This window comes from Salinimicrobium sp. WS361, from assembly GCF_050750585.1.
GTDB lineage: Bacteria > Bacteroidota > Bacteroidia > Flavobacteriales > Flavobacteriaceae > Salinimicrobium.
In genome coordinates, this window is sequence record NZ_JBOJLM010000023.1 from 1 (window position 1) to 22169 (window position 22169).

The 22169-nt window shown below is 42.5% G+C and carries 24 protein-coding genes; 15 read left to right on the top strand and 9 right to left on the bottom strand.

Annotated elements, in window-relative coordinates; all coding sequences use genetic code 11:
• The 8 genes from ACQ93I_RS15965 to ACQ93I_RS16000 form a co-directional block, all read left to right on the top strand.
• Nucleotides 1–406: cobalamin-dependent protein (locus tag ACQ93I_RS15965; protein ID WP_431699390.1), on the top strand; the 406-nt coding region annotated here is incomplete at its 5' end.
• Nucleotides 407–612: 206 nt separating this feature from the next.
• Nucleotides 613–1494 carry an SDR family oxidoreductase gene (locus ACQ93I_RS15970; protein ID WP_431699391.1) on the top strand — a complete coding sequence of 294 codons (882 nt, stop codon included), beginning with the start codon at nucleotides 613–615 and terminating at the stop codon, nucleotides 1492–1494.
• 172 nt (nucleotides 1495–1666) lie between these two features.
• A complete protein-coding gene (locus ACQ93I_RS15975) occupies nucleotides 1667–2431 on the top strand; it encodes a ParA family protein (RefSeq protein WP_266071008.1) in 765 nt (254 codons plus the stop codon).
• Nucleotides 2432–2437: 6 nt separating this feature from the next.
• Nucleotides 2438–3343: a ParB/RepB/Spo0J family partition protein gene (locus ACQ93I_RS15980; protein ID WP_431699392.1), complete on the top strand. Its 906-nt coding sequence runs from the start codon at nucleotides 2438–2440 to the stop codon at nucleotides 3341–3343.
• Nucleotides 3333–3917 (top strand): DUF5683 domain-containing protein, encoded by a 585-nt coding sequence (locus ACQ93I_RS15985; RefSeq protein WP_431699393.1) that lies wholly within the window; start codon nucleotides 3333–3335, stop codon nucleotides 3915–3917. The genes ACQ93I_RS15980 and ACQ93I_RS15985 overlap by 11 nt, the downstream gene beginning before the upstream one ends.
• On the top strand, nucleotides 3917–4615 hold the full coding sequence (gene dapB, locus ACQ93I_RS15990) for a 4-hydroxy-tetrahydrodipicolinate reductase (RefSeq protein ID WP_431699394.1): 699 nt from the start codon (nucleotides 3917–3919) through the stop codon (nucleotides 4613–4615). Before ACQ93I_RS15985 ends, dapB begins: the two co-directional genes overlap by 1 nt.
• A gap of 40 nt (nucleotides 4616–4655) precedes the next feature.
• A complete protein-coding gene (gene lepB / locus ACQ93I_RS15995; protein WP_431699395.1) occupies nucleotides 4656–6221 on the top strand; it encodes a signal peptidase I in 1566 nt (521 codons plus the stop codon).
• Between the two features lie 9 nt (nucleotides 6222–6230).
• Nucleotides 6231–6863, top strand: a complete 633-nt coding sequence (locus ACQ93I_RS16000) for a WbqC family protein (protein ID WP_431699396.1) — start codon at nucleotides 6231–6233, stop codon at nucleotides 6861–6863.
• Here ACQ93I_RS16000 and ACQ93I_RS16005 read toward each other — a convergent pair.
• From ACQ93I_RS16005 to ACQ93I_RS16035, 7 genes are all read right to left on the bottom strand, one after another.
• Nucleotides 6852–7889 carry an endonuclease/exonuclease/phosphatase family protein gene (locus ACQ93I_RS16005; RefSeq protein WP_431699397.1) on the bottom strand — a complete coding sequence of 346 codons (1038 nt, stop codon included), beginning with the start codon at nucleotides 7887–7889 and terminating at the stop codon, nucleotides 6852–6854. The genes ACQ93I_RS16000 and ACQ93I_RS16005 overlap by 12 nt on opposite strands.
• On the bottom strand, nucleotides 7889–8800 hold the full coding sequence (locus ACQ93I_RS16010; RefSeq protein WP_431699398.1) for a rhomboid family intramembrane serine protease: 912 nt from the start codon (nucleotides 8798–8800) through the stop codon (nucleotides 7889–7891). Before ACQ93I_RS16010 ends, ACQ93I_RS16005 begins: the two co-directional genes overlap by 1 nt.
• Complete coding sequence (locus ACQ93I_RS16015) at nucleotides 8800–9567, bottom strand: rhomboid family intramembrane serine protease (protein WP_431699399.1); 768 nt, start codon at nucleotides 9565–9567, stop codon at nucleotides 8800–8802. The genes ACQ93I_RS16010 and ACQ93I_RS16015 overlap by 1 nt, the downstream gene beginning before the upstream one ends.
• On the bottom strand, nucleotides 9568–11424 hold the full coding sequence (mutL, locus tag ACQ93I_RS16020) for a DNA mismatch repair endonuclease MutL (protein ID WP_431699400.1): 1857 nt from the start codon (nucleotides 11422–11424) through the stop codon (nucleotides 9568–9570).
• Nucleotides 11425–11724: a hypothetical protein gene (locus tag ACQ93I_RS16025; protein WP_266070998.1), complete on the bottom strand. Its 300-nt coding sequence runs from the start codon at nucleotides 11722–11724 to the stop codon at nucleotides 11425–11427.
• Between the two features lie 112 nt (nucleotides 11725–11836).
• Entirely contained in the window at nucleotides 11837–12334 is a 498-nt protein-coding gene (ribH, locus tag ACQ93I_RS16030) for a 6,7-dimethyl-8-ribityllumazine synthase (protein WP_431699401.1), read from the bottom strand.
• Between the two features lie 11 nt (nucleotides 12335–12345).
• Complete coding sequence (locus tag ACQ93I_RS16035; RefSeq protein ID WP_431699403.1) at nucleotides 12346–13116, bottom strand: tetratricopeptide repeat protein; 771 nt, start codon at nucleotides 13114–13116, stop codon at nucleotides 12346–12348.
• A 138-nt stretch (nucleotides 13117–13254) separates the two neighbouring features.
• Between ACQ93I_RS16035 and recF the strand changes: the two genes are divergently transcribed.
• The 4 genes from recF to ACQ93I_RS16055 all read left to right on the top strand — a co-directional run bounded on the left by recF (nucleotide 13255) and on the right by ACQ93I_RS16055 (nucleotide 16996).
• Entirely contained in the window at nucleotides 13255–14334 is a 1080-nt protein-coding gene (gene recF, locus ACQ93I_RS16040) for a DNA replication/repair protein RecF (RefSeq protein WP_431699404.1), read from the top strand.
• Nucleotides 14331–14765: a lipocalin family protein gene (locus ACQ93I_RS16045; protein ID WP_431699405.1), complete on the top strand. Its 435-nt coding sequence runs from the start codon at nucleotides 14331–14333 to the stop codon at nucleotides 14763–14765. The genes recF and ACQ93I_RS16045 overlap by 4 nt, the downstream gene beginning before the upstream one ends.
• Entirely contained in the window at nucleotides 14749–15045 is a 297-nt protein-coding gene (locus ACQ93I_RS16050; protein WP_431699406.1) for a DUF721 domain-containing protein, read from the top strand. The genes ACQ93I_RS16045 and ACQ93I_RS16050 overlap by 17 nt, the downstream gene beginning before the upstream one ends.
• 1306 nt (nucleotides 15046–16351) lie before the next feature.
• Nucleotides 16352–16996 (top strand): protein-L-isoaspartate(D-aspartate) O-methyltransferase, encoded by a 645-nt coding sequence (locus ACQ93I_RS16055; protein ID WP_345598822.1) that lies wholly within the window; start codon nucleotides 16352–16354, stop codon nucleotides 16994–16996.
• Between the two features lie 54 nt (nucleotides 16997–17050).
• Here the strand turns inward: ACQ93I_RS16055 and ACQ93I_RS16060 are convergent, their stop codons facing one another.
• Nucleotides 17051–17470, bottom strand: coding sequence for a nucleoside-diphosphate kinase (locus tag ACQ93I_RS16060; RefSeq protein WP_266070981.1), 420 nt, complete (start codon nucleotides 17468–17470; stop codon nucleotides 17051–17053).
• A gap of 164 nt (nucleotides 17471–17634) precedes the next feature.
• Here ACQ93I_RS16060 and ACQ93I_RS16065 point away from each other — a divergent pair, with 164 nt between their 5' ends.
• From ACQ93I_RS16065 to ACQ93I_RS16075, 3 genes are read left to right on the top strand one after another with little or no spacing between them, the layout of a single operon-like run.
• Nucleotides 17635–18651 carry a DHH family phosphoesterase gene (locus tag ACQ93I_RS16065; protein WP_345598823.1) on the top strand — a complete coding sequence of 339 codons (1017 nt, stop codon included), beginning with the start codon at nucleotides 17635–17637 and terminating at the stop codon, nucleotides 18649–18651.
• Nucleotides 18648–19211, top strand: a complete 564-nt coding sequence (gldI, locus tag ACQ93I_RS16070) for a gliding motility-associated peptidyl-prolyl isomerase GldI (RefSeq protein WP_431699407.1) — start codon at nucleotides 18648–18650, stop codon at nucleotides 19209–19211. The genes ACQ93I_RS16065 and gldI overlap by 4 nt, the downstream gene beginning before the upstream one ends.
• Before the next feature lie 15 nt (nucleotides 19212–19226).
• Nucleotides 19227–20345: a peptidylprolyl isomerase gene (locus ACQ93I_RS16075; protein WP_431699408.1), complete on the top strand. Its 1119-nt coding sequence runs from the start codon at nucleotides 19227–19229 to the stop codon at nucleotides 20343–20345.
• 75 nt (nucleotides 20346–20420) lie between these two features.
• Here the strand turns inward: ACQ93I_RS16075 and ACQ93I_RS16080 are convergent, their stop codons facing one another.
• Nucleotides 20421–21884 (bottom strand): aminoacyl-histidine dipeptidase, encoded by a 1464-nt coding sequence (locus ACQ93I_RS16080; RefSeq protein WP_431699409.1) that lies wholly within the window; start codon nucleotides 21882–21884, stop codon nucleotides 20421–20423.
• Nucleotides 21885–22169 lie beyond the last annotated feature (285 nt).

Sequence of the window (22169 nt, forward strand, 5' to 3'; positions counted from 1 at the left end):
AGAAGGCCGTCGCCCGAGGATCATGGTGGCCAAAATGGGACAGGATGGTCATGACCGTGGCGCCAAAGTAGTATCTACAGGTTATGCCGATGTGGGTTTTGATGTAGACATAGGACCATTGTTCCAGACTCCGGCAGAAGCTGCAAAGCAAGCCGTGGAAAACGACGTGCACATTTTGGGAGTTTCTTCTCTGGCTGCAGGACACAAAACCTTAGTGCCACAGGTAATTGAAGAACTCAAGAAATACGGCAGAGAAGATATCATGGTGATTGTTGGAGGGGTAATCCCTTCACAGGACTACCAGTTCCTCTTTGACGCAGGTGCCGTAGCCGTTTTTGGCCCCGGGACAAAGATCAGTGAAGCAGCGATAAAACTTCTGGAAATTCTTATTGACGAGCCTAGTTAAGGTTTAAGGTTTAAGGTTTAAGGTTTAAGAAAATTAAATTTCAAATTCCAAGCACCAAATTCCAAGCGCTAATATCAAAATATTAAATTCCGGACACCAAATTCCAATACCAGACATTGAATAATATATAGTAATTTGAAGTCTTGATTCTTGACTCTTGGTTCCTGAATCTAATTAAATATTTAAATTCTAAAATCTCACATCTAATGGATTACACTCAAAAAATGCTTCGGGACGATGCGCTTAAAGGAAAAGTAATTGTCGTAACCGGCGGTGGCAGCGGCCTTGGAAAGGCGATGACAAAGTATTTTCTTGAACTGGGAGCAAAAGTGGCGATCACTTCGAGAAACCTGGAAAAACTGCAGGGTACCGCTAAAGAGCTTGAAGAGCAAACCGGGGGCGAATGTTTGCCAGTACAGTGTGATGTAAGACATTACGAGCAGGTTGAAAACATGCTGCAACAAACCGTAGAAAAATTTGGTTCCGTAGATATTTTGCTGAACAACGCTGCCGGAAACTTTATTTCTCCCACAGAACGATTAAGTGCTAATGCCTTTGACACCATTATTGACATTGTTTTGAAAGGCAGCAAGAACTGCACTTTAGCTTTTGGAAAACATTGGATCGACAAAGGTGAAAAGAACAAAACGGTATTAAATATTGTCACCACTTATGCCTGGACAGGCTCTGCTTATGTAGTGCCAAGTGCCACAGCAAAAGCCGGAGTGCTTGCAATGACCCGGTCGCTTGCCGTAGAATGGGCTAAATATGGTATAAGAATGAATGCCATTGCACCCGGACCTTTCCCAACTAAAGGCGCATGGGACAGGCTACTTCCGGGAGACCTGAAGGAGAAGTTTGACCTGGCTAAAAAAGTGCCGCTAAAGCGGGTTGGAGAACATCAGGAACTGGCGAATCTGGCTGCCTATCTGGTTTCCGATTTTTCAGCTTATGTCAATGGAGAAGTGATCACAATTGATGGCGGTGAATGGCTTAAAGGTGCCGGACAATTCAATCTTCTGGAAGCAATCCCGGAGGAAATGTGGGATATGCTGGAGCAAATGATCAAGGCTAAAAAGAACAACTAAACTTTGGCTTCTTCCGAAGAAACCATTAAGAACAATTAACAGGATGAACCCTTTAAAGTGCTATTTTTGAAGGGTTTTTTCTTTACAGGCTATGCTAAAAACCTGTTAACAATTTACCTTTCGTAAACCTATAATAAATTGTATTTTTACCCTTTAAATCCAAAATAACTGAATGGGTAAGATCATTGCCGTTGCAAATCAAAAAGGAGGTGTAGGTAAAACTACAACTTCAGTAAACCTGGCGGCATCTCTCGGGGTGCTTGAAAAAAAAGTTTTGCTCATCGATGCCGATCCGCAGGCGAATGCCACATCGGGTCTGGGAATAGATGTTGAATCGGTCGAGTTAGGAACTTACCAGTTACTGGAGCACTCTATTAAGGCTGAAGAAGCCATCATGAAAACTGAGTCCCCAAACCTCGACATCATCCCGGCACATATTGACCTGGTGGCCATAGAGATTGAGCTTGTTGACCAGGAAGAGCGGGAGTACATGCTGAAAAAGGCTATTGGACACCTTAGGGAACAATACGATTATGTGATCATTGACTGTGCGCCATCTCTGGGTCTACTCACACTTAATGCCCTCACTGCAGCCGATTCGGTAATTATTCCTATTCAGTGTGAATATTTTGCTTTGGAAGGTCTGGGGAAACTTCTCAACACTATTAAAAGTGTTCAGAAAATACACAACGTAAAACTGGATATTGAAGGCCTATTACTTACCATGTACGACTCCCGCCTAAGGTTGTCTAACCAGGTGGTGGAAGAAGTACAAAAGCATTTTGACGAAATGGTGTTCAAAACAATCATTCAGCGAAATGTTCGTTTAAGTGAAGCCCCCAGTTATGGAGAGAGCATTATAAACTATGATGCCGGTAGTAAAGGTGCAAGTAACTATCTTAGTCTTGCACATGAAATTATAAAGAAAAACTCATAGGAGCAGATGGCGAAGGCGACAAAGAAACAGGCTTTGGGAAGAGGACTTTCAGCATTACTGAAGGATCCTCAAAATGATATAAAGTCGGCAGAAGATAAGAATGCAGATAAGCTGGTTGGGCACATTGTAGAGCTTGACCTTGATGCTATTGAAGTAAACCCTTTTCAGCCAAGAACAAGTTTCAATGAAGAGTCGCTGCGCGAACTCGCTTCTTCGATACGGGAGTTAGGAGTTATTCAGCCTATTACGGTTAGAAAACTCGATTATAACCAGTATCAACTCGTTTCGGGAGAAAGACGTTTTAGAGCGTCAAAACTGGTAGGCCTGCAGACCATTCCTGCCTATATTCGTATTGCCAACGACCAGGAATCACTGGAAATGGCCCTTGTAGAGAACATTCAGCGGCAGGACCTTGATCCTATTGAGATTTCATTGTCTTACCAAAGACTTATTGATGAAATCAACCTTACCCAGGAACAATTAAGTGACCGAATTGGTAAAAACAGATCTACTATTGCCAATTACCTTAGACTGCTGAAATTAGATCCTATTGTGCAGACGGGAATGCGCGACGGCTTTTTAAGCATGGGGCATGGAAGGGCACTTATTAATATTGAAGATCCACAGGTGCAGTTGGAGATCTATGAAAAAATCCTTGCCAACTCTCTTTCGGTGCGGGAAACTGAAAAGTTGGTTAGAAACCTTCAGGAAGGAAAACCTGAAGTTAAAACAACCACTTCTACCTCGAATATTTCCCGGGATGTAAAGAAAAGCATCAAAGAATTTTCAGAAAAACTGGGGGCCAAGGTTGATGTTAAGGTGTCAAAAAAGGGAAATGGAAAGCTTATTATTCCTTTCACTTCCGAAGAAGATCTCAACCGCATTAAAAAGATCATTCAGGGTGAAGATTAAAAATCTCATAGCGTTCTTTACCACCTGTTTATTTTTCCTGCAAGCCTCGGCACAGGAAGATTCCCTGCTGGTAGACCCGCAGCTGGTGATTGAAGAACCTGCCTACAAACCTTACGACCCGCTCTCTCCTGCCCGTGCTGCATTTTATTCGGCAGTACTTCCAGGATTGGGCCAGGCATATAATGGCAAATACTGGAAAATTCCAATAGTCTATACTGCTCTTGGAGTGGGTATTTACTTCTATTTTGATAATGACCGGCAGTATGATCGCTACCGAAGCGCCTACAAAAGCAGGCTTGCCGGAAATACCAATGACGAATTCTACGACGAGAACGGGGAACCGCGGGTATCGACAGACGGACTTATTGATGCACAACGTTTTTACCAGCGCAACAAAGAGGTTTCTATAATGGTTACCTTGGGACTCTATGCCTTAAATATTATTGATGCCAACGTTGATGCCCACCTGCAACAATTCAATGTAAGTGAAGATTTGTCACTTAAGCCAAATGTGGATTACGATCAATTTACAGGAACCACAGGCTATGGCCTTACATTAAACTACAATTTTTGATGAAAATAGCTTTACTGGGTTACGGAAAAATGGGTAAGACCATTGAAAGACTAGCTGTAGAACGTGGCCATGAAATAATACTAAAAGTTGATAATGATATTGATAACGCCGATCTTAGCCAGGCCGATGTTGCCATAGATTTTAGCGTTCCTGATGCTGCATTTAAGAACATCACGGCTTGTTTCAAAAAACAAGTCCCGGTGGTTTCGGGAACTACAGGATGGCTTAAACGATACGATGAAGCCGTTGAGATTTGCAAAGAACAAGAGGCCGCTTTCATTTATGCTTCCAATTATAGCCTGGGCGTCAATCTCTTTTTTGAACTCAACAGGAACCTCGCGAAACTCATGCAGAGGTTTTCGGAATACAACGTGGCGATAGAGGAAGTTCACCACACCCAGAAACTGGATGCGCCAAGTGGCACGGCAATCACTTTAGCTGAACAGATCATTGAAAATTCAGATAAAACCGGATGGCAGCTGGATAGTGCCCTGCAGAACGAAATTCCTGTAACAGCCAAAAGGATAGAAAATGTTCCCGGCACCCATACAATCTCCTACAATTCGGAGGTTGACACCATTAAAATAGAACATGTAGCCCATTCCCGTGATGGTTTTGCCCTTGGTGCCATCATAGCAGCTGAGTGGCTTCAGCATAAAAAAGGAGTTTTCAGCATGAAAGACGTGCTGGGCTTGTAACAGAATAGTACTACGGCAGACCAATAAATAAACTACGCTCATGACTTTTACAAACTGGCTTTTGTTTGTTCTTCTTATTCAGCTTATCCATTTCGCAGGAACCTGGAAACTTTATCAAAAAGCAGGACGCAAAGCCTGGGAGGCAGCAATACCCGTATACAATGCGGTAATCTTAATGAAGATCATTAATAGGCCGTGGTGGTGGGTACTTCTGCTTTTCATTCCTATTGTTAATCTCATTATGTTTCCTGTGATTTGGGTGGAAACCGTGCGTAGCTTTGGGCGTACTTCTACTACAGATACTGTACTGGCGGTGGTTACCTGCGGACTTTACATATATTACCTCAATTACCTGAGCGACGTTAAATACAGGGAAAACCGCAGCCTGCACCCGGGTACTGCTGCAGGAGAATGGATAAGTTCAATTCTCTTTGCCATAGTCGCTGCTACTATAGTACACACTTATGTAATGCAGCCGTTCACTATCCCCACTTCTTCTCTTGAAAAGACGCTGCTGGTGGGAGATTACTTGTTTGTAAGTAAGTTTCATTACGGGGCCCGTACGCCAATCACTTCAATTGCTTTTCCTATGGTGCACGACACCATTCCTGTACTGGGGCTAAAGTCATACTGGAACAAACCTCATATTCCATATTTCAGGATTCCGGGGTTTCAGGATATTGATCGCACTGATATTGTGGTCTTCAACTGGCCGGTAGATACGGTGAGAAAGTTCCGGGATCAATCGGGAATACGTTATGATAAGCCTATAGACAAGAAGTCTAATTATGTAAAAAGGGCTGTTGGTTTACCGGGAGATTCTCTTGAAATTATTGACGGAAGGATTCATATAAACAACCAGCCTCTTGAGTTACCCGACAGGGCAAAGCCACAATACTCTTATGCCGGGACTACAAAAGGCCAGGGCTTTGATCCTTATACAATGTATAAGATGTATGATATTACCGATGCGTTTTATCAGGATCCTAATACCAACCAGTTTTACATACAGTCTTTAACCGAAGAAAACTACCAAAGACTAAAGAACCATCCCAATGTTGCCTCCCTGGAAAGGATTACAACTCCGGCAGGTCAAAAGGATGTGAAGATCTTTCCAAACAACAACAGGTTTAACTGGAATTCTGACAACATGGGGCCTCTTTATGTCCCTAAAGAAGGAACTACTGTAACGATCACACCCGAGACTGTAGGTCTATACCGCTTAATCATTGAAACTTATGAAGGCCTCGAAATGGGCCGGGAAAGGAAGATCTCCCTTAGAGACGATAAGGTACTTTTGAATGGCCAGCCCTTAGAATCCTACACATTTGAGCAGGATTACTACTTCATGATGGGAGACAACCGGAATAACAGTGAAGATAGCCGCTACTGGGGTTATGTTCCCGAAAATCATATTGTTGGGAAACCTGTTTTTATATGGATGAGCCTGGATCCCAATGCTTCAGGTCTTAGCAAAATAAGATGGGAGCGTATGTTTACTACTGTAGGAGGACAGGGAGAACCAGTTTCTTACCTACCTTACTTCCTGGTAGTAATAGTCGGACTTTTTGGATATAGCTTTTTCAGAAAAAAGAAGACCAAATAAGAATTTTTAATGCAGAAGTTGCTTTTACATCCTGCCTATTTTGGCCCTGTCTCTCAATTTGTGGCCATGGTCAATGCCGATGAGCTTGTTTTTGAAAATGAAGACAATTATCAAAAACAAACCTATCGCAACCGCATGTATATTTATGGTGCCAACGGAAAGTTACTGCTTAACATTCCTATTAAACACACCGGCAACAAATCTGGACATCAAAAATTTAAGGATATAAAAATTGAGAACGATTTCCCCTGGCAAAAGCAGCACTGGAAATCTCTTGAAACCGTTTACCGCACCTCCCCTTTCTTTGAGTTCTATGAAGATGAGTTCTACCCGCTCTATCACCGTGAGTTTGACTATTTAATGGATTTCAATTACCATTGCCTCCAACTTGCTCTGGATTGCCTGCAATTAGACCTTAACTATAAAAAGACGGAAGAATACTTTAAAGAACCGAAAGACCTTCTTGACGGAAGATCGCTGATTGAAGCTAAAAAAAACGAACCTCAGTCATTAGAACCCTACTTCCAGGTTTTTAAAGAAAAATACGGATTCTTAAATGATCTTAGTATTGTGGACCTTATTTTTAATGAAGGCCCAAACGCTCTTAACTATTTACAGAGCCAGAAAATCTCATTTCCCTAACCTAAGCTTAGCGGTAATGGGAAAATGATCTGAATAAGGAACCATATGGTTCTGAAAAGTGAGGATCCCCATTGATTCCTGTGGCAGGATAAAGTCTATGCGAAGAGGTAAGATCTCAAATATTTCGAAGGTCTTTCCAAAGCCATTGCCGGCTTCTTTATAAGCATCGTTAAACCCAATGTCTCTTAGTTCACGATAAATATAGGAATACGCCGTATTATTAAAATCTCCAAGAATTATTGCGGGATAAGGACTTGACAGCACCGACTCTTTTACCAACTTCATTTGTCGCTCCTGTTTTACAAAGGTCTGCCCCATTCCAAAAAGCACTTTTTTAGAATGCTCTTTCTCGATATTGTTCAGGTTTGGTTTTATACCAAACGATTGAAAATGTACATTCAGAACCCTTATGGTGTCCCCGTTCTTTACAATATCAGCATAAATTGCATTGTTGTTACTAGTAGTGGGAAAATCTAAAGAACCGGAGTCTATAATAGGATATTTCGAAAAGAGTGCAAGACCGAACTCAGCATTCTTCTCTTTCAGCTTAATATATTCGTAAGGGAAACTTTTTGCTATTTCCAGCTCCCCTTTATAATACTCCTGCATTGCCACAACATCGGGATCCTGCTCTTTCATGAATGCCGTTATCTTCTGCGGAATATCCACATCATCGGCCCAGCCGTACTGATTAAACTGCCGTACATTATAGGTCATGATCTTGAGCACATTGTCTTCAACCATGCCATCTTCTTCCGAAGAAATCTCGTAAACAGATGTCACATGGTTAAACCCCAGCAAGAGCACCACGAGGGAAAGGATTGCCTGCCGTTTTAACCTGAATAGCCACAACAGCAAAAAAATGATATTGATAATGATCAACAGGGGTACTCCCAGGCTAAACACTGAAAGCAGGGCGAACTTTCCAGGCGGTATGTAGGGTAACAGATAAGAAAATAGCAATGCCAGCGCAAAAAGGATGTTTAGCAAGAACAGGAACCTGTCAAACCAGTTGAGACCTTTCATCAATTGTCTTTTCCTGCGTTGAACAAATAGTCCTTTTCCTGCTTGGTAAGGCTGTCATAGCCGCTTTTACCAATCTTATCTAAAATAGCATCTATTTTCTCCTGTTCCTCCTTTTTGTTGCGCATTCCGCCACTATAACGGCCAGATGTACTTCCTGCCGACTTTCTTTTGTGAACGGTCTTTAAATTACTCCTTTTACCGGAAGCATTACTTGATGAGAACATGGAGCCAATCCAGTCCAGCAGCTTTTCAAAACCACTTGCAATATTGTTTCCTTTCCCCAGTTGTTTCGCGTATAAATAACCAAAGCCGGCACCTCCCAAGTGCGCCAGGTGGCCTCCGGGATTTGAGATTGGTATCTGGATCACATCCAGAACTACCAAGAAAGCTGCAATCCACCATAATTTTATACTACCAAGCAAAATAAGCCGCACTCTCATGTGAGGAATATGCGTGGCAATTCCCACAAGGATTGACATTACTGCAGCCGAAGCGCCTATTAAATAAGACCTTCCCGTTCCCTGAAAAGCAGGAAATAAGTTATAACTGGCCATATAAACAAGGGCCCCAAATATACCTCCCAAAAAGTAGAAATTCAGAAGCTTTTTTGGAGAGAAATAGGTGAGGAAATAGACACCCGAAAAGTACAAAATCAACATATTTGACAGCAAATGCCACAGGCCGCTGTGAAGAAAAGCATAGGTGATAATAGACCAGGGCTTAAATAAAAATTCCCCCGGCTCCTTTGGGAACACCAACCACTCCAGAATAGAATCTGCATCAAAACTAAACAGGAAGGCAAGGGTTTTAAAGAAGAAAAAAAGCACAAAGGCAATAACGTTGACAGCGATGAGTTTTTCGCTCACCGTAGCCATTGCAATCTTTGCTCTTATGTTATCCCTACTTCTCATTAATCCCAACGGTTTTGGTTAAACTGGTTCTTTTTCCAGTACCACATCATGATAAAACCAAAGAGAGCGCCACCCAGGTGTGCAAAGTGAGCAATCCCTCCTCCAAATATAGAATATCCAGTCAAACCGGAAAAGAGGTCAAGTGCAATTAATGCCGGAATAAAGAACTTTGCCTTTATGGGTACCGGTACAAAAAGCAGGAACAACTCCACATTTGGGAACATCATTCCAAACGCTACAAGGATTCCATATATTGCACCCGATGCTCCCACAGCAGGTGTAAGGTAAGTCTGGAACATCGTCCTCAAAACATCCTGATCTACGCCCTGAGGGATCCTAAACTCGCCACTGCTGGCAATAGAAGCATAAGACTCCCGCAAATACTGTTCTACCTCCATAGTGCCAAACCCGGCATCGAGAAGAGCACTGTACCCGGCCTGAAAATGATAATAATTAACCAAAGTGTGAATAATGGCAGCTCCAATTCCTGCCGAAAAGTAGAAGAAAAGAAATTTGTTCTTTCCCAACACCTGCTCTATAGGACTTCCAAATGCCCACAGCGCATACATATTAAAGAGGATATGAAAAATACTGCTGGGGTCATGCATAAACATGTGCGTAACCACCTGCCAAAACTGGAAATTATCATTTTCAATAAACCAGAGGGAAAACAATTGATAGGCCTGATCCCCCAAAACCTGGCTCCCTATATAAACTATGACATTAATAATCAAAAGAACCTTTACGGTTTCGGTCATTCTTCCCATTTACATGAACTTTTTATCTAATTCGTCTACAGTTAAGGTAATAAACACAGGTTTATTAAAAGGCGATAAGCTTGATTCTTTACAGGCAAACAGACTATTCACAATATTTTGTTGTTCTGCAATATTTAAAGCGGTGCCCGATTTTACAGCCATTCCTCTCGACAGGGATTTTGCCAGCGTATCTACCTGCGAAAAAGCCGCTCCCGGCACTTCATTTTCCAGGTCTAACAACAGCTGCTCAAGTAAAATCTCCACCTCGCTTTCTGAAATAAGCGTTGGAATTCCGCTGATCTCTACGCCATCTTTCTTTACTTCTGAAAAAATAAAACCGGTTTGCTCCAGGGAATCTTTGATCTCCTTGAGCAACTCCATCTCATTAGTTGAAAACTGGATAGATAACGGGAACAATAACTGCTGGCTAACGGCCGAAGTAACCGTAATATTCTTTAGCAACTCTTCATACAGGATCCTGGTATGGGCGCGTTGCTGGTCAATAACGAGAATTCCGCTTTTTAAGGTAGTGACTATATATTTTTTATTAAGCTGAAAAGTAGTTCCTCCGGCCTCTCCTTCATCTTTCATCCCAAAGAGGTTGCCTGTGACCTGGTCACTTTCAAACTCTACCTGTGTTCTTTCAGAAAAACTTTCGGTTCCTTCACTCCGTAAACCGTTGTACAGGCTTTGCCAGCTGCCGGCCGACTTTTCGGTTCTGTAGTTTGGGGAAGCGTATCCTCCACCCGACCTTTCCGTTTTAAACGGATTAAAATTAGGATCTACCTCTACCTTTGGAGGAGTGATCTCCTTTTGAGAAAAATCATAAGGCGTATCAAGGCTCGAATCCCGGTCAAAATCAAGTACCGGTGCTACATTGAACTGTCCCAGGCTATGTTTTATTGAACTGCGCAAGATGGTATAAAGCGCATGCTCATCATCAAATTTTATTTCAGTCTTTGTGGGGTGTATATTGATGTCAATACTTTTAGGGTCAACATCAAGAAAGAGAAAATAACTGGGGTAAGCTTTATCTTTCAGAAGTCCTTCAAAAGCTGCAGTCACAGCATGATTGAGGTAAGGACTTTTAATAAACCTGTCATTTACAAAAAAGAACTGTTCTCCCCTGCCCTTTTTGGCAAATTCGGGCTTCCCTACAAAACCATGTATCTTTACTATTGCCGTGTCTTCCTCTACCGGCACAAGTTTTTCATTGGTCTTTCCGCCAAAAATATTCACAATGCGTTGCCGGTAATTGGCTTCAGGTAACTGGAAAAGTTCACTACCGTTGTGAAAAAGGGAAAATTGTATAGCAGGATGCGCCAATGCAACTCTTTGGAATTCATCTATGACATGACGCAGTTCAACCGTGTCACTTTTAAGAAAATTCCTGCGGGCAGGAATGTTGTAAAAAAGGTTCTTAACACAAATGGTAGTTCCAACCGGGGTAACGCAGGCTTCCTGCGAAGTGACTTCACTGCCTTCAATTTTAATACAGGTTCCCACTTCGTCATCCTGCCGCCGTGATTTGAGTTCAACATGCGCAATTGCGGCAATAGATGCAAGCGCCTCACCTCTAAACCCTTTAGTTTTAAGACTGAATAGGTCTTCGGCCGAATTGATTTTGGAAGTTGCATGCCGTTCAAAACACAATCGTGCATCGGTGACGCTCATGCCTTTCCCGTTATCGGTAACCTGAATAAGTGTCTTGCCTGCTTCTTTTACAAGGATCTTTATATTGGTACCGCCGGCATCAATTGCGTTTTCCAGCAATTCCTTAATAACAGAAGCCGGCCTCTGCACCACCTCACCTGCTGCTATTTGATTGGCGACATGGTCTGGCAGGAGATGAATAACATCTGTCATTTAATACGGATTGCTAAAAATGGATAAATCAAAGTCTATGATCCACAGAAATATAAGAACAAGAATGGCAATGATGACAAGAACCGTTTTATTGATTTCCCTGTTTCCACGGTGGCGGCTACTTTCACGCGCCTCTTTCCACTGGGATCCAAAATCTACGGCATTGGTAGCCTGCCTAAACTTGTTGATCTTGGTATCGAAACTGTAAACATTCCCGGTATCCTTGCCTTTGTAGTAACGCGGAGTATAATTATACCGATTGTTCTTCTTTCGTGCTGAAAAAATGTTGAGTTTAAGCATTACTTCTTTTTATTTCCCGGAAATATCAAATTTACTGAAAATGCTCAAAATTTCCGAAGTTTAGATGAGCAAACTCAATAACACAAAAATAATGCCTTAGCAAAAATGGGTTCTAGATTCTGGAATCCTTACGCAGTTGTGCCATCTTAATAGCTGCTACAGCTGCCTCGGCACCTTTATTCCCATGCTTACCTCCAGATCTGTCTATAGATTGTTGCTTATTCTGGTCGGTCAAAACACAAAAGATCACAGGGATATCGCTTTGCACATTGAGATCTTTGATTCCCTGTGAGACAGCCTGGCATACAAAATCAAAATGTTTTGTCTCCCCTTCAATCACACTGCCTATAGCAATAACGGCATCTAACATGTCGTAAGATTCCTGCATTTTTTTGCAGCCGTATATGAGCTCAAAGCTTCCGGGAACATTCCAGCGTACTATCTTTCGTTCCAACACGTCGTGTTCCAGAAGCACCTCAATGGCGCCCCGGCAAAGATTTTCGGTTATTTCTCCATTCCATTCAGAAACAACAATCCCAAACCTGAATTCCTTCGCGTTTGGGATTTTGTCTTTATCGTATTCTGAAAGATTATTTCCTTCTGTTGCCATACTATGTTTTACTATTGCATTGTCTGTGCCTGCCCAAGATAAACTTTCACCCTATTTGCTTCTACAGATTCTGGATATTCAGTTTCTATTCTGGTAAGGTATTTTTCGGCAGCAGCACCATTTCCTAATTTAATTGCTGTCACTGCAGCTTTAAGTAGAAATTTTGGAGTAGTAAAGTTATTGTCTCTCATCTTGACAGCCTCTTCATAGTAACCCAAAGCTTCTTCGGGTTGGTCTAATTGCAAGAATGCATCTCCAATAGCCCCTTTTGCAAGAGGTGCAAGAATTTGATCGTCGCTCTCAAAATCGTCAAGGGCTTCTATCGCTTGCTGGTACTGGTTAGTATTAAGATACGCCATACCTGCATAGTAAAGAGCCAGGTTACCGGCATTTGTAGAACCATAGTTCTCAATAATATCCTGGAAACCGTACTTACCTTCTCCTCCTGTCAAAGCCATGTTAAAAAGAGAGTCGCTTTGTGCACCCGATGCCTGTAACGCATTGTCAAAATACTGCTGCGCCATAAACATTTCATTGGCAGCCTCTGCTTCTTTAGGTTCCTGAATAAACTCTTCGTAAGCAAGATATCCAAGGATAGCCGCTGCAGCAACTCCAATGATGATAAAAATATACTTTTGATTCCGGGCAACCCATGCCTCGGTTTTACTCGCACCTTCATCAAGGGAATTAAACACTTCTGCAGTTGTAGAATGATCCTCAACAGCAGCTTGTTGCTCCTCTTTGTTACTGGGCTTATATCCTCTTTTCTTGTAAGTAGCCATAAATAAACGTTAATTGAAGCGCAAAAATAGAATATTTCTTTAAAATTAAAAGGGAATTAAATTGTTTATTTATGCTAATTTGCACCGGCTTAAGGCCTCCTTGAGTGTAGCTATTACAGCACTGAATAACAGCTTCTTATGTTTCTCAAAACCCTCTCCTTACTAAATTACAAGAATTTTACCTCGGCCGAATTTGATTTTGACCGCAAAATCAATTGCATAGTTGGAAATAATGGAATTGGAAAGACCAATGTTCTGGATAGCATATATCACCTCTCTTTTGGGAAAAGCTATTTTAATCCTATCACCAGCCAAAACATAAATCACGACGCCGAATTTTTTGTTGTAGATGGCATTTTTGAGAAGCATGAACGGGAAGAGCAAATCATTGTTAGCGCCAAGCGGGGACAGAAAAAAGTCATTAAGCGCAACAACAAACCCTACGAGAAATTCAGTGAACATATTGGCTTTATTCCTACTGTAATAATTTCTCCGGCAGATCGTGACCTTATTATTGAAGGAAGTGAAACCCGTAGAAAGTTCATTGATGGTGTTATTTCTCAAAGCGACAATAAATATCTCAACAGTCTCATTGACTACGGAAGGATTTTGGCGCAGCGCAATTCCCTGCTGAAGTATTTTGCAGCCAACAACAGTTTTGACAGGGACACACTTTCAGTCTATGACATGCAGCTGAAAGATCTTGGGAACATCCTGTTTAAAAAACGTAAAGCTTTTCTTGAAACTTTTATTCCCATTTTTCAGAAGCGTTATACTATAATAAGTAATGGTCGCGAAAAAGTTTCCATTACATATAAGAGTCAGCTGGAAGACGGCGATTTCAAAGATCAACTGGAGCAAAACCTGCAGAAGGATATGGCCTTGCAATACACTGGTGTGGGCACACATAAAGACGACCTGGTTTTTGAGATTGAAGGGCATCCCATTAAAAAATTCGGTTCGCAGGGGCAGCAAAAATCCTTTCTGATTGCTCTTAAACTCGCACAGTTCGATTTTATTAAAGATTTGGCGAAGGTCTCTCCCATTCTGCTCATGGACGATATTTTCGACAAGCTGGATGAAAATAGGGTAGCGCATATTGTAGACCTTGTTGCTACAGATGAGTTAGGCCAGCTTTTTATAAGTGACACCCACGGAGACCGGACAGAAAAAGTGGTAAAAAGTACCACGCAAACCTATAAAATGTTTAACCTGTGAAAAATGCCATTTTTGGATTCCTTTTAGGAATGATCTTGCTCTCATGCAATACCGATTCTCCCCTTGAAAAAGTGGACAACCTCAACGGATATTGGGAAATAACAAAGGCCGAACTTCCCGAAGGGATCACCAAAGAATTCAAATATTCCGAAATTGTAGATTTTATAGAGGTAGACAGTCTTACGGGCTTCAGAAAAAAAGTGCGTCCACAAATTGACGGCAGCTTTATCACCACAAATGATGAAGAAGTATTTGAGGTTAAGCTTGAAAATGACAGCATTAATTTGTACTATACTACCCCCTACGCAAACTGGAAAGAAACTGTGATTTCTTCGGAAGAGAACGAGCTGGTGGTTATCAACCCCAGGGGAATTATCTATACATATAAACGATTTACTCCATATTCAGGAAACTATGGCAAAGAGGATTAACGAACATATAAGCATAAGTGAAGCTCTAAAAGAATTTGTGAGCGACAACAAATTGCAGAAGGGCCTTGATAAGGTACACGTTCGCGAAGTCTGGAACAGCCAGATGGGGCCTGCCATAAAAAAATATACCACTTCTATAAAACTTGACAGGGATACACTTTACGTACAACTGAGTTCTTCGGTACTGCGCGAAGAATTGAGCTACGGCAAAGAAAAGATCGTAAAAATGCTGAATGAAGAACTGGGACGTGACCTTATAAAGAAGCTTATTCTACGTTAGTTCAAGGTTTATGGTTCATGGTTCATGGTTTAATTTAAAAAACTAAAATCTGAATCAAGATTATCGTTCCGCTTAAGGAGAAATTTTCTCTTTTCCCTGATACGATCTGGACTTTCCACTTCCCTCTCTAGATTCTCCCCTCCCCGCTTTCCACTTCCCACTTTCCACTTTCTTTCCAAAAATGTCATTCCCCAACAACTTTTCACAACCCAGTTGGCGCGGATTTGTAATCCGTGCCGGCTCCTCCTCTTACGTCACCTCGAGCGGAATCGAGAGGCCTTTATTCTGAAAAAAACTCCTGTAATTCCCTCCAAAAATGTCATTCCCCAACAACTTTTTAAAACCCGTTGGCGCAGATTTGCAATCCGTGCCGGTTCCTCTCCTTCCATTACCTCGAGCGGAATCGAGAGGCCTTTCTTCTGAAAAATACTCCTGAAATACCTTCCAAAAATGTCATTTTTCAACACCTTTTTTAAAACCGGTTGGCGCGGATTTGTAATCCGTGCCGGTATCTCTCCTTACGTTACCTCGAGCGGAATTGAACGCTTTTTGAAATCCAATGTCATCTCGAGCGGAGTCGAGAGGCCTTTCTTCTGAAAAAAAACTCCTGAAATACCTTCCAAAAATGTCATTTTTCAACACCTTTTATAAAGCCAGCTGGCGCGGATTTGTAATCCGTGCCGGTTCCTCTCCTACGTTACCTCGAGCGGAGTTGAACGCTTTTTGAAATCCAATGTCACCTCGAGCGGAGCCGAGAGGCCTTTCTTCTGAAAAAAACTCCTGAAATATCCTCCCAAAAATGTCATTTCTCGGCACCTTCATTAAAACCCGTTGGCGCGGATTTGTAATCCGTGCCGGTATCTCTCCTTACGTTACCTCGAGCAGAGTTGTACGCTTTTTGAAATCCAATGTCACCTCGAGCGGAGCCGAGAGGCCTTTCTTCTGAAAAAAACTCCTGAAATATCCTCCCAAAAATGTCATTTCTCGGCACCTTCATTAAAACCCGTTGGCGCGGATTTGTAATCCGTGCCGGTATCTCTCCTTACGTCACCACGAGCGGAATTGAACGCTTTTTGAAATCCAATGTCACCTCGAGCGGAGTCGAGAGGCCTTTCTTCTGAAAAACTCCTGAAATACCTTCCAAAAATGTCATTTCTAAGCAACTTTTTTAAAACCAACTGGCGCGGATTTGTAATCCGTGCCGAAGCCCTTCCCACCCCTACCCAATTCCGAAAAAGACACGGAATTACTTTCCAAAAATGGCATTTTTCACTAACTTTTTAGAAATCTATCCAGGAACAGCATTATGACCGGAAAAGAAGAAATGATCGAACAACAATTAAAAGGACGCGGCATTTCTAATTCTGATGTTCTAAGAGCTATGCAGGAAGTGGATCGTTCTCTCTTTGTTCCCGAAGACAAACAGCAAAAGGCCTATGAAGACAGGCCGCTCCCCATAGGAAAGGACCAAACTATTAGTCAGCCATACATTGTAGCTTACATGGCAGAGCAGCTACAGCTGAAGAAAGATGAAAGAGTCCTGGAAGTAGGCACCGGTTGCGGGTATAATGCGGCGGTCATTTCACGCCTTGTAAAAAAGGTTTATAGCGTGGAAATAATTGAATGGCTGGCAAAGCTGGCCAAAGAGAATTTGGCAAAGACAGATTATAACAATATCACCACCAAACACGGTGACGGATATTCGGGCTGGAAAGAGTTTTCACCTTTTGATGCTATAATATTAACCGCGGCACCTCCTTCAATTCCACAGCCGCTTAAAGATCAATTAAAAGTGGGAGGCCGACTTTTGGCGCCTGTTGGCCGCTTGAATCAACAACTGGTAATGCTTTACAAAACCGGGGAGGATGAATTTGAAGAAAAGACCCTGCTCCCGGTGCGTTTTGTCCCTATGACAGGGCGGGCCGATAAAGGTGGCAGCTACGGAGGGTGAAAAATAAAAAAACCACCTAAAAAGGTGGTTTTTTGATCTTATTTCAGAAGTTACTTAGAACATTTCTCTTCCGGCGAAATGGAAAGCACCTTCAATTTGTGCATTCTCATCGCTATCACTTCCGTGTACGGCATTTTCACCTACAGAAGCAGCATATTTCTTTCTAATGGTACCTTCGGCAGCATCTTCAGGATTTGTAGCCCCAATAAGGGTTCTAAAATCTTCAACAGCATTTTCCTTTTCAAGAATAGCGGCAACGATTGGCCCGCGGCTCATAAATTCAACCAGCTCCCCGTAAAATGGACGTTCACTGTGTACTTCGTAGAATTTTTCGGCATCGCGACGTGTCATTTGCGTAAGTTTCATCGCAACAATTCTGAATCCTGAAGCAGTGATCTGCTCTAAAATAGCGCCAATGTGTCCTTTTTCAACTGCATCGGGCTTAATCATGGTGAAAGTTCTATTTTCTGCCATTACTTAGTTTTTAATTTTGCTGTAAAAATAATCAAATCAGGGCCATATACAAGGTACATAGGTTTTTATTCGATCTTCCGCAGATAAAGGCTGTCAAAAATGACATTTTAGGAACTGCAGTAAGTACTTTTTGAATCTTCAAATATTCAATATCTTCGCTCTCTATGACAAACGAAGATATTTCCAAAATAAAGGAGTTACTTGAAGGCAAAAAGAAGATCGTTATTGTTCCCCATAAAGGGCCCGATGGTGATGCGATGGGTTCTACACTTGCTCTTAAGATCCTGCTTGAGGGACTGGGGCACTACGTAAATCTTATCGCTCCCAATGATTACCCTAGTTTCTTAAAGTGGATGCCTTACGAAGAAGAAACGCTGCTTTATGACAGGGATACCGAAAAATGTGAAAAGATTATTGCTGAAGCCGATGTGATCTTCACGCTCGATTTCAACCACCTCTCACGAGCTGGCGATATGTACAAACCACTACAGGAGGCCACAGCTGCTTTTGTGATGATAGACCATCACCAACAGCCCGATGATTATGCCGATGTTACCTATAGCGATGTTACCATGTGCTCTACCTGCCAGATGGTCTATCACTTTATAGAAAATATTGGCCTGGCACAAAAGATCACTCCGCAGATCGCCACCTGCCTGTATACAGGTATAATGACCGATACCGGATCTTTCAGGTATAGATCTACCACCAGTCTCACCCACCGCGTGATAGCCGATCTTATTGAAAAAGGGGCCGACAATACTTCTATCCACGAAAATGTATTTGACACCAGTTCTTACGGGCAACTGCAGCTTTTGGGATGCGCACTGCAAAACCTGAGAGTAGTAGAAGGCCTGCGTACGGCATACATCACTTTGTCACAGGAAGAACTGGACAGGCATAACTTTAAAAAAGGAGATACTGAAGGTTTTGTAAACTATGGCCTCTCTCTAGAAGGTATAGTTTTTGCCGCCATTTTTATCGAAAATGAAGCCGAAAAGATCGTGAAGATATCCTTCCGTTCAAAAGGTACTTTTTCGGTCAATGAATTTGCACGGCGCTATTTTGAAGGCGGCGGCCACACTAACGCCGCAGGAGGTAAAAGTGATCTTTCCCTGCAGGAGACCGTCGAAAGATTTATTAGTATCTTGCCTACTTATAAGACAAACCTGGCACTATGAAAATGAAATATGTAATACTGTTTATTGGTCTGCTCCTTTTTTCGTGCAAGTCGCCTGAAGCCAGAAGACCGGTGACGCAGGAGTCGGGCTCCTATATTAATGAAGCTGTAGAGCGCAACCGGAAAATTGTAGCCAAAGAAGAAGCCCAGATCCAGAAGATCATCGAAACCGATACTATGCGAAATTACATTTCTTCGGCTAACGGATTTTGGTACTATTACAATAAAAAAGATACCACCGCTGCTAAGACTCCAAAATTTGGGGATGTTGTAGAATTCGATTACAACTTAAAAACACTTGGTGGCCGTGTTATTTATACCGATGATGAGATCGCTCCCCGCACCTATGCCATAGACCAGGAAGAACTTTTCAGCGGACTGCGACAGGGGCTCAAGCTTATGAAAGAAGGAGAAACAGTCACTTTTTTATTTCCTTCTCACAAAGCTTTCGGGTATTACGGAGATAAAAAACGTATAGGAGCAGATGTGCCGTTGATTTCGACGGTAACCCTCATAGATATTTCAGAAGCACCTGAAGCTAATCAGGAAAATAACAACTAAACAATTAATTTAAACATGAAGAAAATCAATTTTTTGCTTTTATGCAGTGTGCTATTTGCTTTTACTGCCTGTAATGACGAATATCCAGATCTTGAAGACGGAATGTACGCCCAATTCAAGACCAACCAGGGAGACTTTATCGCTGAACTTTATTTTGAAGAGACCCCAATGACGGTTGCCAGCTTTGTTTCTCTTGCCGAAGGTACCACTACCATGGCCGAAGAACAATATCGTGAAAAGCCATTTTACGACGGACTCGTTTTTCACCGTGTGATTGGAGATTTCATGATCCAGGGAGGTGACCCTCAGGGTACCGGTACAGGTGGCCCGGGCTATAAATTCCCAAATGAGATTGTTGACACGCTTACCCATGATTCTGCAGGGATTCTTTCTATGGCAAACTCCGGTCCTAACACCAACGGAAGCCAGTTTTTTATCACTCTAAAAGAAACTCCGTGGCTCAACGGCATGCACACCGTATTTGGTGAGGTTGTAAAAGGTATGGATGTGATAGAGGCAATTGGAAACGTAGAAACAGGAGCAAATGATCGTCCTCTTGAAGATGTGGTAATGCAGGAAGTAAAGATCATTCGTAAAGGCCAGGCAGCCAAAAACTTTAAAGCTGCTGATGTTCTTTCACAGGAGCTTGAAGATTTTAAGACTGAAGCCGAAGAAAAGGAACGTAAAATGAATGAGCAGCGTTCTGCTAACGCTCAGCGTTACGAGGAATTGAAAGCCGATTCAAAAGAACTTGAAAGCGGTCTCCAGATCGCATTTTTGGAAGAAGGTGAAGGCCCAAAGCCACAACAAGGTGATACCGTAAGGGTAAACTACAAAGGCTATTTGAGCTCTGGTGATCTTTTTGATACCAACATTGCCGAAGTAGCCGAAGAAGCAGGTGTACTTAATGAAAGAAGACAGCAAATGGGAGGATATGCCCCTATGCCAATGCTTTACAGCAAAGATGCACCTATGATCCCCGGCTTTAAAGAAGGCGTGCAGCAAATGCAGGTAGGAGATAAAGCAGTGTTGTTTGTTCCTGCTCATTTAGGATACGGAGAAAACGGTGCACCTCCAGTGATCCCACCATCTGCCGATCTTATTTTTGAAGTTGAGATGGTAGATATCCAGTAAAAGAAGTTACACCAATAAAAAAACTCCCAAAAATGTCATTTTTGGGAGTTTTTTTATTGGATCAATCCTGAAGAATTACTTTTTCTCCGGAATGTTCTTCAATACCTCGAGTACAAAGCTCCAGTACTTTTGAGCTGAAGATATACTTGCTCTTTCATCGGGCGAGTGTGCGCCACGAATGGTTGGTCCAAAAGAAATCATATCCATTTCGGGATAGTTCTTTCCTAAGATTCCGCATTCAAGGCCGGCGTGGCATGCAGCAACGTCGGGTTCGTCGGAATTCATTTTCCGGTAGAGTTCATCGAGCACCTTAAGGATAGGAGAATCCATATTAGGAGCCCATCCCGGGTATGTACCCGAAAGTTCTACTTCAAAACCTGCCAGTCCAAAACCAGCGCGAAGGCTGTTAGCGAGATCGGTCTTTGAAGAATCTACAGAAGATCGTGTCAAACAAAGCACTTCAATTTTGCCATTTTTGACAGTTACGCGCGCCACATTGTTAGAAGTTTCCACAAGGCCTTCAATATCGGGGCTCATCCTGTACACGCCGTTATGAGCAGCGTAAATTGATTTCAGAAATAACTCCTGCGCTCCCAGCTCCATCACCTTTTGAGGGACTTCAGTTTCTGAAACCTCAATGAGTAGCTTTGGCTCCAGCGATTTGAATTCCTGCTGAATCTCCTGGATAGCTTTCCCAATTTCAGCTGTAAAATCTTCCTTCTGAATTTTCTCAACCACTACTACCGCTTCACTTTCCCGCGGAATAGCATTACGGAGGCCGCCGCCATTTATTTCAGAAATTCTCATTCCGAAGTTTTCATAACCTCCGAAGAGAATGCGGTTCATGAGCTTATTTGCGTTACCAAGACCTTTGATGATATCCATTCCTGAATGTCCTCCCTGCAGGCCTTTCACCTGTACCCTGTACGCAATAGAATCTTCTGGCACAGGTTCTTCTGTATAAGTTCCGGAAGCAGTAATATCTACGCCACCGGCACATCCAATTCCTATCTCATTATCTTCTTCGGTGTCGAGGTTAAGCAGGATATCCCCTTTCAGCAGTCCGGGTTTTAAGCCCATGGCTCCTGTCATTCCGGTTTCTTCATCTATGGTAAAGAGTGCTTCTAAAGCCGGGTGTTCAATTTCCTTACTTTCCAAAATGGCCATCATGGTAGCTACACCAAGTCCGTTATCGGCTCCCAGGGTAGTCCCATTTGCCCGCACCCAGTCACCATCGACATACATCTCTATCCCCTGATTTTCAAAATCGAAATTGGAATCGCTGTTTTTTTGATGCACCATATCCAGGTGAGACTGCAGCACTACCGCCTTTTTGTTCTCCATGCCCGGGGTGGCAGGTTTACGTATAATGACATTTCCCACCTCATCAACTTCGGTTTCCAGCCCCAGGTCATTTCCAAAGTTCTTTACAAACTCGATTACCCGTTCCTCCTTTTTTGAGGGTCTGGGAACCGCATTGAGATCGGCAAATTTATTCCAGAGTGGCTTAGGTTCTAAAGCCCTTATTTCTTCGTTCATGATGTTGTTAATTTGAATTCTCACAAATATAAGAAATCGTAGAGCATTAGAGTTAAACAACCCACCCCGACCTTCGGCCACCCCTCTGGAGGAGGGGATACTTTGAAAGAGAAACAGAAAATCATTTGTGAATTAGTGGCTACAAATATCCGAGCACTGAACAAGCAATTACCACCCCGCCTTTCAGGCACCCCTCCGGAGGAGGGGACTCTTCAGGAGAAAAAAATAGCATAAAAAGCGTAGAGTTTACTCGAAAGCGGATTTTAAATATCAGGGGTTCCTGCT